The organism is Halorubrum lipolyticum DSM 21995 (genome assembly GCF_000337375.1).
In the GTDB taxonomy this organism is placed as follows: Archaea; Halobacteriota; Halobacteria; order Halobacteriales; family Haloferacaceae; genus Halorubrum; species Halorubrum lipolyticum.
Genome location: NZ_AOJG01000002.1, coordinates 1 through 15,648, shown reverse-complemented (window position 1 = coordinate 15,648; position 15,648 = coordinate 1). Strand labels below are relative to the sequence as shown.

General features: G+C 66.8%; 15 protein-coding genes, 2 tRNA genes and 1 pseudogene. 11 read left to right on the top strand and 7 right to left on the bottom strand.

What is annotated here, in order from left to right; translation table 11 throughout:
- Positions 1–15 precede the first annotated feature (15 nt).
- A tRNA-Gly gene (locus C469_RS00845) sits at positions 16–86 on the top strand.
- A gap of 333 nt (positions 87–419) precedes the next feature.
- On the opposite strand, the gene C469_RS00840 is transcribed toward C469_RS00845, so the two are convergent.
- On the bottom strand, positions 420–839 hold the full coding sequence (locus tag C469_RS00840) for a hypothetical protein (RefSeq protein ID WP_008002982.1): 420 nt from the start codon (positions 837–839) through the stop codon (positions 420–422).
- A 495-nt stretch (positions 840–1,334) separates the two neighbouring features.
- On the opposite strand from C469_RS00840, the gene C469_RS16590 reads away from it, so the two are divergent.
- Complete coding sequence (locus tag C469_RS16590; protein WP_147587221.1) at positions 1,335–1,940, top strand: hypothetical protein; 606 nt, start codon at positions 1,335–1,337, stop codon at positions 1,938–1,940.
- 322 nt (positions 1,941–2,262) lie between these two features.
- Entirely contained in the window at positions 2,263–3,075 is an 813-nt protein-coding gene (locus C469_RS16585) for a hypothetical protein (protein ID WP_147587220.1), read from the top strand.
- Between the two features lie 197 nt (positions 3,076–3,272).
- Here C469_RS16585 and C469_RS00830 read toward each other — a convergent pair whose 3' ends face one another.
- Positions 3,273–4,733, bottom strand: a complete 1,461-nt coding sequence (locus tag C469_RS00830) for a KaiC domain-containing protein (protein ID WP_008002979.1) — start codon at positions 4,731–4,733, stop codon at positions 3,273–3,275.
- Positions 4,734–4,854: 121 nt separating this feature from the next.
- On the opposite strand from C469_RS00830, the gene C469_RS00825 reads away from it, so the two are divergent.
- From C469_RS00825 to C469_RS00815, 3 genes are all read left to right on the top strand, one after another.
- Complete coding sequence (locus tag C469_RS00825; protein ID WP_008002978.1) at positions 4,855–5,682, top strand: NAD(+)/NADH kinase; 828 nt, start codon at positions 4,855–4,857, stop codon at positions 5,680–5,682.
- A gap of 90 nt (positions 5,683–5,772) precedes the next feature.
- The gene (locus tag C469_RS00820; protein WP_008002977.1) at positions 5,773–6,300 is read left to right on the top strand and encodes a hypothetical protein; all 528 of its coding nucleotides are present in this window, start codon (positions 5,773–5,775) and stop codon (positions 6,298–6,300) included.
- Between the two features lie 61 nt (positions 6,301–6,361).
- Entirely contained in the window at positions 6,362–7,039 is a 678-nt protein-coding gene (locus C469_RS00815; RefSeq protein ID WP_008002976.1) for a TVP38/TMEM64 family protein, read from the top strand.
- A gap of 242 nt (positions 7,040–7,281) precedes the next feature.
- Here C469_RS00815 and C469_RS00810 read toward each other — a convergent pair whose 3' ends face one another.
- From C469_RS00810 to aspS, 3 genes are all read right to left on the bottom strand, one after another.
- Positions 7,282–7,983, bottom strand: coding sequence for a DUF4382 domain-containing protein (locus C469_RS00810; protein ID WP_008002975.1), 702 nt, complete (start codon positions 7,981–7,983; stop codon positions 7,282–7,284).
- A 1-nt stretch (position 7,984) separates the two neighbouring features.
- Entirely contained in the window at positions 7,985–8,299 is a 315-nt protein-coding gene (locus C469_RS00805; RefSeq protein ID WP_008002974.1) for a hypothetical protein, read from the bottom strand.
- Positions 8,300–8,606: 307 nt separating this feature from the next.
- Positions 8,607–9,911: an aspartate--tRNA(Asn) ligase gene (aspS, locus tag C469_RS00800; protein WP_008002973.1), complete on the bottom strand. Its 1,305-nt coding sequence runs from the start codon at positions 9,909–9,911 to the stop codon at positions 8,607–8,609.
- A gap of 538 nt (positions 9,912–10,449) precedes the next feature.
- Here aspS and C469_RS00795 point away from each other — a divergent pair.
- Positions 10,450–10,761: a hypothetical protein gene (locus C469_RS00795; protein WP_008002971.1), complete on the top strand. Its 312-nt coding sequence runs from the start codon at positions 10,450–10,452 to the stop codon at positions 10,759–10,761.
- Positions 10,762–10,782: 21 nt separating this feature from the next.
- Here the strand turns inward: C469_RS00795 and larC are convergent, their stop codons facing one another.
- Positions 10,783–12,165: a nickel pincer cofactor biosynthesis protein LarC gene (larC, locus tag C469_RS00790; RefSeq protein ID WP_008002970.1), complete on the bottom strand. Its 1,383-nt coding sequence runs from the start codon at positions 12,163–12,165 to the stop codon at positions 10,783–10,785.
- A gap of 180 nt (positions 12,166–12,345) precedes the next feature.
- Between larC and C469_RS00785 the strand changes: the two genes are divergently transcribed.
- Positions 12,346–13,512 carry an inorganic phosphate transporter gene (locus C469_RS00785; RefSeq protein WP_008002968.1) on the top strand — a complete coding sequence of 389 codons (1,167 nt, stop codon included), beginning with the start codon at positions 12,346–12,348 and terminating at the stop codon, positions 13,510–13,512.
- A 41-nt stretch (positions 13,513–13,553) separates the two neighbouring features.
- Here C469_RS00785 and C469_RS00780 read toward each other — a convergent pair whose 3' ends face one another.
- Entirely contained in the window at positions 13,554–14,252 is a 699-nt protein-coding gene (locus C469_RS00780; RefSeq protein ID WP_008002966.1) for an undecaprenyl diphosphate synthase family protein, read from the bottom strand.
- A gap of 149 nt (positions 14,253–14,401) precedes the next feature.
- Between C469_RS00780 and C469_RS00775 the strand changes: the two genes are divergently transcribed.
- The 3 genes and pseudogenes from C469_RS00775 to C469_RS00765 form a co-directional block, all read left to right on the top strand.
- Positions 14,402–14,932: a hypothetical protein gene (locus tag C469_RS00775; protein WP_008002964.1), complete on the top strand. Its 531-nt coding sequence runs from the start codon at positions 14,402–14,404 to the stop codon at positions 14,930–14,932.
- Positions 14,933–14,958: 26 nt separating this feature from the next.
- Positions 14,959–15,042: transfer RNA gene (locus C469_RS00770), tRNA-Ser, on the top strand.
- Positions 15,043–15,289: 247 nt separating this feature from the next.
- Positions 15,290–15,648: pseudogene (locus C469_RS00765) on the top strand (superoxide dismutase); the annotation flags it as partial.

The window sequence follows — 15,648 nt, the reverse complement described above, 5'->3', positions numbered from 1 at the left end:
GGTACGTTCGAGCGAGCACCGTTGGTCCAGTGGTAGGACATTAGCTTCCCAAGCTAATAGCCCGGGTTCAATTCCCGGACGGTGCATTTTCTACCTGACTCCGTCAGGTAGCGTTCGCTTCACTGTGTTCAGCGAACTCTCGAACGCAGTGAGAGAAATCATCGGACGGAATTGAACCCTATCAGTCGCGCGCAGCGAACGCAGTGAGCGAGCACGTCTGATTCCGGTTCGATTCCCGGACGGTGCATTTTCTACCTGACTCCGTCAGTCGACGTTTGCCTCGCTTCGCTCGGCAAACTCACTTCGTTCGTGCACCCTCCGTACCCCCGCTCGCAAGCTCGCGGGGGTCCCGGACGGTGCGGTTCTGCGTGGAGCAACACCGCGAGTCGCGGGCCTATTTTTAAGTGGACTACGCTCGCTCACTCGCGTCGCGCGTTCGCCACCCGACGGACGCCGTACTCCGCGCCGCCCGCGACCAGCGCCGCCCCGAGCACGGCGACCCACCCGATCAGGTACCAGCCGAACGGCGTCGGGTCCACCGGGGTGGGAGTCGCGACCGGCGCGACGTACACGGACCACGTCCCGTACGCCGACGCGACGAACGCGACGCCGACGACGATCGACGGGGCGACGAGCCGAGTCTCGACCAGCACCGCGACCGGGACCGCTCCGAGCGACAGGCCGCCGAGGGCGACGTACCCCAAAAAAGGGGTGACGCCGATCGAGAACCCGAACCACTCGGCGAGCGCGCCGGCGACGGCCAGGTGAGCGAGACCGGCGAGCAGACCGGTCCCGAGCGCTCGACGGGAAGGGAGGAGGGTCTCGTTCGCGGGGGACACGGAGATCCGTTGCGTGATGCGGCTTATAAAACCGACTCTGTTGAAATACTCACTTGTTGACGTGTTCTTGGAACCGTGCTGAATACGGAGCGCGTATCTTACACAGAGAACTTGAACAAGAGCGCCGATCTGGATCAGTCAATACTAGAACCTTGGCCAGTCAGTACTGGCCGTATGGCATTCGATGTCGGAATGAGCCAGAAAGATCCTCACAAGATACTTAGGAAGTGATTTTAAACCTACATTATGTCTTCTTATTCCCGACGTACGGTGCTAGCAACTCTTACTGGCATAGGCCTCACCGGTTGTATGACTCGCAGTGACTCAGAGTCACCGAATGAAGGCGATCGTAGTGACTCGGAGTCACCGAGTGGGGACGGACAACCAACAATGAGAGAAATTGAAGCTAGATTGCCGGACGAGTGCTCAAAGTCGCTCGAGCTCGACGTACAGTGGCCGCAAGAGCTTGATACGGACACGGTCGGTGGATTCGTTATGGACTACGAGGAGGCGTATCTGGTTGAAGAATACACCGACACACGATTCCATTCTCTTGATTTCTCCGTAGAGTTGGAGCAAACTCCAAATAAGCTTGCCCGTGGATTTCACTTGACTGTTAAATCTGCTGGAGCAGGAAGCGTTGATGACTACCTGCATATACAAGCATCCGAGGTTGACTCTAATGGCATCCCAGAAGCTGAACAGAATATGCGTATCGATGAGAGTGTAGTGCCCGAGGAACCTGAGTACATATCGATCGATGAGGTTGAAGATCAAATACTACACGCCGTATTACAATTAGCCGCAGATACGGGCTATGAAAATCACAGAACCGCCTTTACACCTCAATACGAAGAGTCGCTTGACAATCTTTCGCCGAATGCTTCACTCAATGATCGGCGGATGGGGGCATATTTCGATGTCAACGGCACATATGTTCTGCTCATTATAGATAGGCAAGGTGGTAACTCAATAGATGAGATTGATGTGGGACCTATTCAGTATTATGTCACGGAGTACGTTATTCGGCGAACCGACGAGGAAAACGAGTCACCAGAGGATGGTACCGTGGTTGAATGTCGCATCCCAGACGGAATTTAACTCCCTATTGTAGCGGTAAATCCGTATGGTCAACGAACGAGTGGTTCATCCGATTCGACGCGAAATAAGCGAGACAGCTGTGCTGACTTCGTCCTCAATATCCTGTACGCTTTTTTAACGGTTTCTTGAGAGGATAATCTGTGAGTGCTGAATACAGGGAGCGCAGTTCACACAGGAGGTTTAGGGAGCCAACTTCTTCGCATTGCTCGATACAGGTACAGTACGGACCGGCCGGTACAGATTGTACGCCACCCAGCATTAGGAACAATTAAAGAGAAATAATTGGACAAGACACTTACCAATTGCCGAACTTCTTCTGGTAGTGAGTTCTCATCCCCGCCGTGCGGTACTGGCGACTCTCGCCAGTGTCGGCCTTGCTGGCTGTGCAAGTTCTGATGACTCGGACCCACCAAGTGAAGACGAATTACCGGCTCAGTGCCCTACATCTGCTAATCTTGATGTAACGTGGCCGCGAGATATCTACACACGTTCGATAAAGGGGTTCATTACACGATACGAATCCGTAGCAGAGTTTGTCAAGACCTACGAAGAGGCATATCTGGTGGAAGAAAACACTGACCACCGGTTCGAATCATATAGTTTCAGTGCAGAACTGGATCAAACCCCAAATAAGCTTGCCGATGGATTCCACGTGACGGTCACATCTGGAGGAGCGGGATCCGTTGACATTTACCTAGATGTGGAGGCATTCGAACTGGGGCCTGATGGCGTCCCAAAAAATGGACGTGAAATAGATCTGGATGAGGGTGAAGTACCTGACAACCCCGAGTACATACCGGTTGATGAGATTGAAGATCAAACACTACAAGCCGTATTAAAATTAGCCGCAGATTCGGGCTATAAAGAATATAGAGCCGCTCATACAACTCAGTATGAAGAATTCATTGAAGATCTCCCTCCAAATGCCTCACTCAATGGTCGACAGAAGGGGGTCTATATCGATGTTAATGGGACACCAGTTCTGCTCATTATAGATGAAACCGGTGGGGCTGCAGAAGATTTTGGACAAATTTTCGCCCAATATTATGTCACGGAGTACGTTATTAGGCGGACCGGGGAAAAAGACAAATCACCCCGGGATGGGAGAGTGGTTGAATGCCGTCTCCCAGAGTGATTCGAATGACAGGTTAATCTCCTGTATATTTAGTAAACCTGCTCTCTAAGTAGCATATTTACCTCATCTGATCGAAGACGGAATGAAGATGAATTCCGCGCTGCATCCATCCTCTGTATCTCGCACGCCGATCCTATCTGTTCTTAAGGATTTCAACAGAGCGATAAAATCCACCTCGCCGAGCGCGTTCGCGGCCGTCAGAAGATGTTCGCCTGCCCGTACACCGAGATGCCGGTGTCGGTGATCTCGTACGGCTTCGACTGCCGGGAGTGGTTCGCGTCGCGGATCTTCTGGATCTCGACGGCGAGTTGCGTCTCGCGGAAGTCGCTGCCGCGGATGTACTGCAGCACGAACACCGCGTCGGTGAGGTACTCCACGATCCCGTGGCGGGAGGCGTAGGGGTTCTCCTCGCTCGCCTCCGAGGTGAGCAGGGTCGTGACTCCGGCGTTCTTCAGCGAGCGCGTGAACCCGAACACCTCCGAGCGGCGCTTCGCCGGGTGGTCGTACATCATCTCGAGCAAGGAGACGGAGTCGAGCACCAGCCGGTCGGCGTCGAACTCGGCGATGAGCCGGGTGAGGTCGTTCCGGATGGACGCCAGCGAATTCGCCATCTCGATCGGGTCGATGGCGACCACGGCGAGCCGGTCCTCGTCGGCGTGCTCGCGGAACGACCACCCCTTCTCCTCGGCGGTCGAGAGGATCGACTCGCGGGTCTGTTCGAGGGTGATGTAGATCCCCTTCCGGTCGGACTCGAGGGCCTCGTTGAGGAACTGGAGCGCGAACGTCGTCTTCCCGGTCCCGGCGCCGCCGATGACCGACAGCAGCGAGCGACGCGGAACCCCGCCGAGGATCATCTCGTCGAGCCCCGCGATCCCGATGTCGGTGCGCTCGATCGACGACTCGAACTCGTCGGGGTCGACGTCGAAGCCCGGCGGCGCGTCGACGCCCTCGCCGCCGCCGAACTCGCCGAACCCCGTCTCGCTCGGGTCCCCCGAGCCGCCCCCGGCGGTCCCGCGGTACCCGCCGAAGGGGTCGACCGATCCGCCGCCGGCCGACTCGCCGCCAGCCGATCCGCCGCCGGCCGACTCGCCACCGACCGGGGCGCTACCGAAGGGATCGCCGTCCCCGAACGACCCGCCGCCGAACTCCGCTCCCGGGCCGCTCTGTCCGGGGGCGTCGCCACTCGCTGAGTCGTCGCCGAACGGGTCCCCCTCGCCGAACGATCCGGCGCCGAACGGGTCGTCCCCGTCGAACGATCCGGCGCCGAACGGATCGTCGTCGTCCACGTCGTCGTCATCCGTGTCGCCGTCCCCGGATTGATCCCCGCCGAACCGCACTCCGTCCGCGTCGTCGCTATCGAGCGCGTCACCGGGAGCCGACGACGGATCCCGCTCGCCGTCTCGGATCCCGCCGAACGGGTCGCTTCCGCGCTCGCCCTCGCGTTCGTCCGCCGCGCGGTCGTCGTCACCCTCGAACTCGGACACCGGTCCCGCTCCCCCCTCGTCCGCGTCGTTCGCGGAGTCGGCGTCGTCGCTCTTCTCGTCGGGGTCGGTGTCGACAACGGCGTCGGCGTCGTCGCTCTCCTCGTCGCCGTCGGCGCCGCTGTCGTCGTCGATGTCCCGCAACGCGCGCTCGAACCAGTCGTCGTCCTCGCTCATGGTCCCAGTCGGCCGTGGGGGGTCGACATGATTCTGGCAAGGCGGGCAGGTGGCTTGAAACTTTCCGGAACCGCGGCCCGATGTCCGCATCCTTTTGTCCGGCGGCGAGAATCGGTGGCGCATGGAGGTCGGAATCGTGGCGCGGAAGGGGAGCGATCGTGCGGTCGCCGTCGCCGACGAGCTGCGCGACGCGGTCGTCGACGCCGGGGCGTCCGTCTGGCTCGACGCGGAGACCGCCGACGCGCTCGGCGAGCCGGCGGCCGGTCGCGCGGTCGACGCGCTCGGGGCCTGCGACCTCGCCGTCGCGGTCGGCGGCGACGGGACGTTCCTCTTCGTCGCGCGCAACGCCGGAGAGACCCCGATCGTCGGCGTCAACCTCGGGGAGGTCGGCTTCCTCAACGCCGTCTCCCCGGAAGCGGCCGCGGAGGCAGTCGTCTCGGAGGTCGAGGCATTCGACCGCGGCGAGATGGACGTGCGAGAGGCGCCGCGGCTCGCCGCCCGGGCCGTCGATTGGACCTCCGTCCCCGCGGCCAACGAGATCGTGATCCAAGGCGGCCGGCGCGGTCCCGGCGCCGGGATCGACTACGAGGTCCGCGTGGACGGGAGCCGGTACGCCGGCGGACACGCCGACGGGGTGCTCGTCGCGACGCCGACCGGCTCGACCGCGTACAACCTCTCGGAGGGAGGACCGCTCGTCCACCCCGCAGTGCGGGGGCTCGTCGTCAACGAGATGGCCGCCGACGAGGGGATGCCCCCGCTCGTGGTCGACGCCGACGCGACCGTGACCGTGGCGGTCGAGGGCGTCAACGAGATCGTCGTCGCCAGCGACGGACGGAACGTGACGAGCCTCCCCGCCCCGACCGAGGTGACCGTCGAGCGAACGGCCCCGCCGATGCGGATCGCGGGACCGCCCTCCGACTTCTTCGAGGCGCTCGGGAAGCTCTCGTGAGCGGGCCGACGCGAGGCCGGCAACGTCCCGCTTTCGTTCTCCCTCGCCGACTCGCAAGCTTCAACCGCTCGTCGCCCGCATCTCCCGTCGATGTCGCTTCCGATCGGGCTGGCGCCGTTCGCGAACCAGTCGCGGACCGACCACGCCGCGGTCCTCGTCGGCGGCGCGCTCGCCTGCCTGCTCGGCTACGTCGGCGCCGCCGCCCTCCTGTTCGGGCTCGGTGCCCTCGATCACGGCGCGTCGGACGGTCCCCGGCGAGTCGCGTCCGCGGTCGCGTCGCTGGCTTGTTGGGGGTTCTACGCCGCCGCGTTCGTGCGCGGGAGGGGCGGACCGGTGACGGACGCGTTCGTCTTCCCGGTCGCGACCGTGGCGCTCGTCCCGCCCGCGTTCCGGTGGATCGCGTTCGGACCGGCGTGGGGGGCGTTCCGTGACCGGATCGCCCGCTTCCTCTTCCGACCGGGACTGTTCGTCGACGCCGCCGCGCTGGTCCTCCCCGGACTCGCTTTCGCCGCCGGCCTGCTCGCGCTCTGGGCGAGTCTGCTCGACGAGTCGGCGATCGACGCGTGGCAGCGGGAACACCTCTCGGCGGCGTTCCGACGGGAGTTCATCGAGGAGTAGGGTCAGTAAACGACCGGCGCGCTCCACAAAGCGTTTATCACCCGAGAGAGCACGACCGTTCGTGAATCGCCGAATCGGGGTCGTCGGGTACGTGATCGCGGGCGGCGCGCTGGCGGCGCTCGCGGCGGTCGCGTGGGCCGTCTCTCCCGAGGCCGTGCTCGGGCCGCTGTCGTGGCTCGCCGACGAGCCGATCAGGTTCGGCGCCGCGCTGCTCGCGCTGACGGCGATCAGGCCGTTCCTCGCGTGGCCGACGACGCTGCTCGCGGTCGCGGCCGGCTTCGGATACGGCTGGGCCGGGGTCCCGGTCGGCGTCGCCGCGATGGTCGCCACCGCGCTCCCGCCCTACTGGCTCGCGCGGGCCGGTCGCGTCCGGGCCCGCGAGGGCTCGCAGATCGCCGACCGGCTCTGCGGCGCCGGAGAGCGGCTCGCCGACGCCACCGGCGGGGTCAGGGCCGTCGCCGCGACTCGCCTGCTGCCGGTCCCCTCGGACGCCGTCTCGGTCGCCGCCGGCGGGGCCGGGATCCGGCGCCGGCCGCTGCTCGTCGGCACGGCGCTCGGAGAGCTCCCGTGGGCGGTCGGCGGCGTCGCCGTCGGCGTCTCCGTCGACCGGCTCGCGGACGGCGGCGTCGCCGCTATCGACCCGACCGTGCTGGTCGCGATGGCCGGCCTGGGAACCCTGCTGCTCGCCGGACCGCTGTATCGGACGTTTATAAGAAGTCGCGCGTCGTCGACCGCGTGATCGGTGCGGGAACGGCGCACGTCGTCTCGCGCCGTCATCTCGAACGAATCCCGACCGTCCCGACGCGCCGAACCGCGGCGGGACGATCGAACGGGTCGTGTGCCTCCGACGGGGGACCGATGCGCGCGTGCATTCCCCTGGTCCCCGAATCCCGGGACCGCTCCCAGCCCTGACCCCGAAGCGCGCGGCCGACCGGACCGCGGCTTCAACGGGGGACCGAGGGGAACGCGTTGCGCTGCCGGCTACGCCGTCTCGTTGCCGCTCTCGTCGCTGTCGTCGCTACCCGTCTCCTCGTAGTCGACCTCGATCCCGCTCGGAACCGGGCGCAGGAGGTACCGCCCGTTCCCGCGGCGGACCGGAGCGAAGTCGGCGGTGAACACCGTTCGGGTGTTCTCGCGCACGTCGAACTCCGCGTTGAACGTCAGCGGGGCGTTCCCCGGGAGATCGACCTCGGCCTCGTCGCCGCCCTCCAGGGTGCCCTCGACCTCCGAGACGTCCAGCTGGAGGAACCGGTACGTGGCGACCGAAAGCTCCCGCTCGTCGACGAGTTTCGTCTCGCCGTTCTGTAGCTCGACGAGGTCGGCCGCCTGCGGCTCGTCGAACTCGTGGTACTCGCGGCCGGAGGGCTCGCCGCCGTCGTCGTCGGTCGCGTTCTCGTCGTCTGTCTCGCCGCCGTCGTCGTCGGTCGCGTTCTCGTCGTCGGTCTGGTTCCCGGCCGCGCCGCTCTCGGCGCCCTCTGGGCCGAGCCAGATCCCCTCGATCGTGACCACGAGCGACTCGAAGTCGGCGATGTCGGCGGGCTGGTCGGTGACCGCGGTCGCGAGCGTCCCGGTCGCGCGGCCGACGCAGCCGGCGATCCCGGACACGCCGAGCGCGGCGGCGCCGGTCGCCTGCAGATAGGTCCGCCGGTCGAGCGCGTCGAGGTCGGGCGTGCGGTCCGTCACGTTACGCCTCCTCCCCGTCGCCCGCGTCGGACTCGTCGTCCGCACCGCCTTCGTCGCCCTCGCCGGTTCCGTCGCCCGCCTCGTCGCTCACGTTCTCACCGAGGTCGTCGACGCCGCCGGAGAGGAAGTCGTTCACGCTATCGAGGATCCCGCCGACGAAGTCCGGGACCTGATCCGGCAGGTCGCTCGGCGGCCCCGCGTCGCCCGAGGCGTTGTCCGGTCCGGGCGTCGCCGCGACGGCGCCGGCGGCCGCGCCGGTCCCGATCAGTACTACCGTGGCGAGCGCCACGATCAGCGTCGTTCGGATCGCGTTCATGACGATTCCCGCTCGGGCCGCCGTACCCTTTAATACCCCAAGCCGTTCAGCCGAGTTACGCCCGATTTAACCCGTTTTAACCGCCGGTAGCGGCTCGAAAACGGCGTTTCATCGCGATCGACGGGTCGCTTATAAATAGACGGCTCGAACGATCGGTATCCACGGCGCGGCCGCGGCCCGCGTCAGCGTCGGGGTCGTCGCGCGCGACGGAGCTGGTCGATTCGGATGGAGTCCTGTCCGGGTGGAGTCGGGCTCGAGTTGCGGTCGACTCGGTGAGAATTCCGACTCGACGAGGGTTCCGACTCGCTCAGGGCTCCAGCCGGTTCGGGTCGCGCGGGAACATGATCGCCTCCTTGATGTTGTCGAGGCCGGCGACCTGCTGGACGAGCCGATCGATTCCGAGCCCGTAGCCGCCGTGGGGCGGGGTACCGAAGCTGAGCGCCTCGATGTAGAACTCGAAGTTGGCCGTCTCTACGCCCTCCTCCTCCATGACCTCGACCATGCGGTCGACGTCGTGCTCGCGCTGTCCGCCCGAGGAGAGCTCCTGTCCCTTATAAATGAGGTCGAACTTCCGCGAGGCGATCTCGTCGCCCTCAACGTCTTGCATGTAATAGAACTTCTCGTCGGGGTAGCCGACGACGAAGAACGCGGGGTGACCCCGCTCCTCGAAGTGCTCGCCGAGCAGCTTCTCGCCCTTCGTGTCGAGGTCGGTCGGGTCGTCCGGGAAGTGACCGAACTCGGTCTCGAGAATGTCGAGCGCCTCGTCGAAGGTGATACGCGGGAAGTCGTCTTCTGGCACGTCGAGGTCGACGTCGAGCAGGTCCAGTTCGCGCTCGGCGTTCTCGGCGACCGCGCGCAGCGCGTGACGCAGCGACTGCTCCTGGACGTCCATCACGTCGTCGTGGTCGTCGATGTACGCGAGCTCCACGTCGAACATCGCGATCTCGGAGACGTGTCGCGAGGTCGCGAAGTCCTCGGCGCGGAACGCGGTGCCCGTCTCGTAGACCGCCTCGTAGCCGGAGGCCATCAGCATCTGCTTGTACAGCTGCGGGCTCTGCGACAGGAACGCGTCCTTGTTGTAGTAGAGGATCGGGAAGAGCTCCGCGCCGCCCTCGGCGCCGCCCTTCGAGATGAGCGGGGTCTTGATGTCGACGAACCCCTCGCCGTCGAACCACTCCTCCATCGCCGTCATGAGCTTCGAGCGCAGGGTGAACACCGCGAGCGTCTCCGGCTTGCGGAGGTCGAGGGCGCGGTTGTCGAGCCGGGTCGAGAGGTCGACCTCGATGTCCTTCGAGATCTCCAGGGGGAGCGGGGAGTCGGCCTCGTCGATGACCTCGTACTCGGTCGGGGCGATCTCGACGCCGCCGGGCGCCTGGTCGCTCTCGAGGGGCTTCCCGACGACGCGGACCACGTCCTCGGCGCCGACGTCTTGGACGGCCTCGAACAGCTCCGGTTCGCGCTCCTCTTTAAATACGATCTGGATGAGCCCCTCGCGGTCGCGCACGATGAGGAAGACGAGGCCTCCCAGGTCGCGGATCTCGTGGACGTGGCCGGCGATGGCGACCTCGTCCGCGTCCGGTTCGACGTCCGACGTGTGGATTCGCTCGATCATGACGGTGGCTGCTTACGCGCAACTGGTCGGGCGTTCGTCATAGGCCTGTCGTCTCGCCGTCGCCGGAACCGGGCGATATGGGTCATCTGCGCGGGATTCGCGGCCGCGGTCCGACCGGTCGACCGCCACGTGTAAGAGAACAGTTACCAACTCACACGGCCGCCATAGATTTAATAACTATCCGACATACCGAACCGGTAACGGCGCGTTGCGCCGCCGGAGTCCACGTATGACCCGCTTCCGTTCCACCGCCTCGGCGTCCGCCGCTCCCGTCAGCGGCGCGCTCCTCGGCTGGAACGGCTACGGGACTCCGGAGACACGGTCCGTCCGCCCGACCGCGTGACGCGCGTCGGCTGGGGAGTTCCCCGCGGGACGGACCGCATCTCGACTTCTCCAGCCGCCGCTGTGTCGCCCGCCGATCGCCGGTCACCGGGCGCGACCGTACACCCCTCGCGAGCGCCGGGTTCGGCGTCGACGCCGGACTCGCGTTCGAGGCCGCGGACCGGTCCGCGCCGCGTTCGACTCGCGGCGGGGGGCTATGGCAGCAGCCATCCACTCGCAGACCGTGGAAGCGACCGTGACGGTTCGCGTCTCGCAGGCGACCGCCGGCGACCTCGCCGCCGGCGCCCGCGCGCAGCTGGAGCGAGTCGACGGCGTCGACGTCGAGGATCTGTCGATCGCCGGCCTCCAGCCCGGGCTCAACGACACGACCGTCGAGGCGGTCGCGACCCTCTCGGTCCGAGACGCGGACCGGCCCGCCGAGCGCGTCACCGACCGCGTCGCCGACCGGCTGGCCGAGGGGTTCGGCGTCGAACCGGAGCGGGTCGAACGGGTCGAACCGCCGGGGTGACCGGGAGGGCTCAGTCGGTGTCTACTCCTCGCCGAGCCGATCTCGCACGTCCCGCTCCGCCCGGCGCAGCACGTCCCGGACCGGGAGCCCGGTCGCCTCGGCGACCGCGGCGGCGTCGTCGTACTCGGCGCTCACGTCGTAGGCGTCGCCGTCGGCGGTGGAAGCGACCTTCACCGCCACCTCGTGGTCGTCGCCGTCGACCGAGAGGACCGCCGTCTCGAAGTCGCGCTCGGCGATCCACCGGTGGCTCGCCCCGGACTGACGGACGCCGAGCGTCCCCGTCTCGCGGGCGAGGCGCTCCGCGACCGCCTCGGCGTCCTCGGGCTTGCAGATCGCCTTCACGAGGTGGCCGGGGCGCGACTTCTTCATCGTGGTCGGGACGACCGTCACGTCGCGCGCTCCGGCGCGCTTGAGCGTCTCCTGGAGCCCGCCGAGCACCTCGGGAGCCGCGTCGTCGAGGTTCGTCTCGAGGACCGCGATGTCGTCGCGGACGAGGCCGCGGGCGCTGTCGCCCGTGCGGCGGGCCGCGTCGCCGTGCGCGTGATCGTGGTCGTGAGCGTGACCCTCGGCGTCCGGCTCGCGCCCCTCACCGACCAGCGCCCGGAGCACGTTCGGGTGATCCGGGAAGGTCGCGTCGCCCGCCCCGTAGCCGGCGGCGTCGATCGCGAGGTCGGGGATCGCGTCGGCGCCCTCGGCGACCGCCGCGAGGATCGCGGCGCCCGTGGGCGTGAGCAGTTCGCGGTCGACCGACCCGCCGACCACCGAGAAGTCGGCGCCCGTCGCGATCTCGGTCGTCGCCGGCGCCGGGACCGGATAGACGCCGTGGCTCATCTCGACCTCGCCGCCGCCGGTCGCGACCGGCGTGGTCACGACCCGGTCGGGGTCGAGGTCGTCGAGGAGCAGCGCCGCGCCGACCACGTCGGCGATCGCGTCGTCGGCGCCGACCTCGTGGAAGTGCGTCTCGTCGAGGTCGGTCCCGTGGACAGACGCCTCCGCGCGGCCGAGGCGCTCGAAGGCGTCCAGCGCGGTCGACTCGACCGAGTCGGGGAGACCCATCGACTCGACGAGCGCGACGACCTCGGGGTAGCTGCGGTGGACGCCGGCCCCCTCGGCGTGAGAGTGGTCGGAATCCGCGTGGCTGTGAGAGTGGTCGGAATCCGCGTGGCTGTGAGAGTGGCCGCCGTCGTCGCCGACTCCGTCGCTGCTGTCGTCGTCGCCGTCGAGGAGCACGTCGACCGTCGTCGCCCGGATCCCGTTTTTCGTCGTTTCGCCCACCTCGTACCGGACCGGAAGCCGGTCGGTCACGGGCGCGAGGGCGTCGGGGTCGGCGCCGGCCGCGATCAGCGCGGCGCAGATCATGTCGCCGGCGGCGCCGGTCCGACCGTCGAAGACGAGCGTTCGCATGACCGATCGGAGGCCACCGCGAGACAAATACTCCCGGATCCGACCCGATAGCCGCGGCTCGCTCCGACCCGGTTTTTTAAGTAATTCGTCGGCCAGCGCCGATCGGACGGCTCCGTCGCGCTTCTGTCGGGGCGCCGAAACCTGTTCGTTTAACCCGCCGTGTGTCGTTGTGGAGAGTATATGGTTGAGGTCTTGCTTCTCGTCGGGTTCGTGGTCGCTGCGTTCGTCGGATACAACATCGGCGGCGCGACGACCGGCCCGGCGTTCGGACCGGCGGTCGGCGCGGACGTGATCTCGAAGTCGGGCGCCGCAGCGCTGATGTCGGTGTTCTTCTTCATCGGCGCGGGGACCCTGGGACAGCGCGTCGTCACGACGCTCGGTGAGGACCTCGTCACCGGGGGAAACGTGTTCACGCTGGAGACGAGCATCGTGGTCCTCTTTTTCATCGGCGGCGCGCTGTTCGTCGGGAACTACGCCGGTGTCCCCGCGTCGACCTCGATGACGGCGGTCGGCGCCATCGCCGGGCTCGGACTGGCGACCGGCACCCTCGACCGGGCCGTGATGGGCGAGATCGCCATCTGGTGGATCGTCGCGCCGATCATCGGCTTCTGGGTCTCCGGGGTCGTCGGGCGGTACTTCTACCCCGCGATCGACAGCTGGGTGGCGATCGAGAGCACCGACGGCGCGCTGTTCGTGTTCGATCGGTCGGGGACCGTCCCGAAGCCGGTTCCGGGGCCGAACACGACGCGCCGCGAGCTCGTCGGCGGGTTCGTCGTCATCGCGATCGGGTGTCTGATGGCCTTCTCCTCGGGCACGTCGAACATCGCGAACGCGATCGCGCCGCTCGTCGCGCTCGACAACGTCGAGATGACGCCGATGATCCTCCTCGGGAGCGCCGCCGTCGCCGTCGGAGCGTTCACGATCGCCCGGCGGACGCTCGACACGCTCGGCAACGACATCACCGACCTCCCGCTGACCGCGGCGATCGTCGTCGCCTGCGTCTCCTCCGGGATCGTCATCAGCCTCTCCGCCGTCGGGATCCCGGCGTCGTTCGTCATCATCGCGACGATGTCGATCGTCGGCCTCGGGTGGGGGCGCGCGACCCGGACCGTGACGGTCAAGCAGGGGATCAGCGGCGAGAAGGAGCCGAAGGTCTCCGTCGGTGCACTGAAGGCGGACGAGACGGGCCCGATCGGCGAGGGCGACCCGTCTGACATCCCCTCGGCGTCGGACCTGTTCAACCCGACCACGAGCGCGCGCGTCGTGCTGATGCAGAACGTCGTCCCGCTCCTCTCGACGATCGGCGCGCTCGTCACGTTCACGGTGCTGTTCCGGTTCGTCTGGTGAGGCTCGTCGCCGCGAGCGCGGAAGGGCGTCGACGCCCGCGCTCACCGACCGAACCGGCGCTGTCGGTCCTGAAAGTCGAGGACTGCGCGGAGGTAGTCGCGCTTTCTGAAGTCCCGCCAGTTCACGTCGGTGAAGTAGAGCTCGGCGTACACTGACTGCCAGATGGCGAAGTCGGAGAGCCGCTCGGCGCCGGTCTTGATCACGAGGTCCGGCTCCTCGGGGAACACGAGCCGGTCCGAGACGTCGGCGGCGTCGATCGATTCCGGATCGAGGTCGCCCGCGTCCACGTCGGCCGCGAGCTCCCGGACCGCAGTCGCGAACTCGGCCTTCCCGCCGAGCCCGACCGTGATCCGGATCGGCGCGTCGCCCGGCTCCGCGTCACGCGCTCGCCGTCCGGGGGCGCTCTCGTCACCGTCCTCCTCGTCGCTCTCGGAATCGACCGCGCCCTCGCCCCCGCCGATCGCCGCGTTTTCCGGCCCCCGTACGACGAGCCGCCGGGGGGCGTCGACCTGTCGGAGCTCGCGGACGAGCGTCGGGACGACGGCGGCGTCGAGCACGGACACCGAGACGGTGACGCGCGCCGCGCCGTACTCGAAGGCCCACCCGAGCGCCGCCGACAGCGTGTCGAACGCGCCGTCGACGAGGAGGTCGCGCTCGGTGATGACGATCGCGACGTGTTCGGGCGGATCCCCGTCGTGGAGCCGGTGGCGGACGGCGAGGTACGTGTCGTACAGACCCACGTGGGGAGGTCCAGCCGCGGGCTATAAAAGTTCACGTCACCCGGAGCGCCGCCGCGGTCGGCTCCGAGGCGAAGCGCGCCGACCCCTCCGCTCGGCTCGGTCGCGGCGGCGACGAGGGGTTTAATTCGCCGTCGGCCGTAGCGCCGTCGATGGCAGACAGCTACCGCGGGGTGTTCGGCGCGATCCCCTACGCGATCCGCGAGACGGAGTCGTGGACCATGCGCGTGTACGGCGTGATCGGGGCGCTCGCGGCCGGGCTGATCGCGACGGTGGTCACCCTCGCGCTCGTCGTCTGGATGGCCGAGACCGCGGAGGTACAGAGCGGGACGTTCCTGTTCTCGCGGTCGCTGTACGTGGTTGCCGGGTTCGCCGCCGTCGCGCCGCTGCTCGCGCCCCTGCTGTTCGTCGCCCGGCGGCACCGCCGCGGTGACCCGGTGAAAGCCGGCTACGACCGAAAGCTCGCGTACGGCGGGTTCCTGTTCCTCTGCTCGCTGTACGTCGGGATGGTCATCTCCGCGCCGGCGGAGCTCCGCGAGCCGACCGAGTCGGTCGTCGTCGCGGCCCTCTACGAGCTCCCGCAGATCGCCGGCGTCGTGCCGCCCGTCCTGGCCGCGCTCGCCGTCTTCGCGATCCACTACCGGCTTCGAGGGGACGACGAGAGCGACACCGACACCCCTTAGTCGGACGCTCCCAACGGTCCGGACGGGGTGGGATGGCAGAGCGGCCTATTGCGCCGGTCTTGAAAACCGGTAGCCTCACGGCTTCCTGGGTTCGAATCCCAGTCCCACCGTAAGCGCACGGCGCACTTCGCGCCGCGCGCGTCTCGCGTCGACGTCGAGAAACCGCTTTCAGCCACATCCGCCGGGAGATCGCGAGACGACTCGTTCGCCACCGCGATCCCCCGTCGGCCTGAACCGCGAGCCCAGCGCTCTCGATCCTCGGCGGTCGAGATCTGTCACGTCCGATGACGCGTGGTATCGTGTGCCGCATTATCTTTAACAGGTTTCCGAGCCATGTTGCTGACAGGTGATACAACGATGAGCTACGAACTCGATCCGTTACCGTACGAGTACGACGCGCTGGAGCCGCACATTTCCGAGCAGGTGCTGGAATGGCATCACGACACNTACGAACTCGATCCGTTACCGTACGAGTACGACGCGCTGGAGCCGCACATTTCCGAGCAGGTGCTGGAATGGCATCACGACACGCACCACCAGGGGTACGTGAACGGGTGGAACGCGGCCGAGGAGACGCTCGAGGAGAACCGCGAGGAGCACGACTTCTCGTCGTCGGGCGGGGCGATCCGGAACGTGACGCACAACTCGTCGGGCCACATCCTGCACGACCTGTTCTGGCAGAACATGAGCCCGGAGGGCGGCGAGGAGCCCGAGGG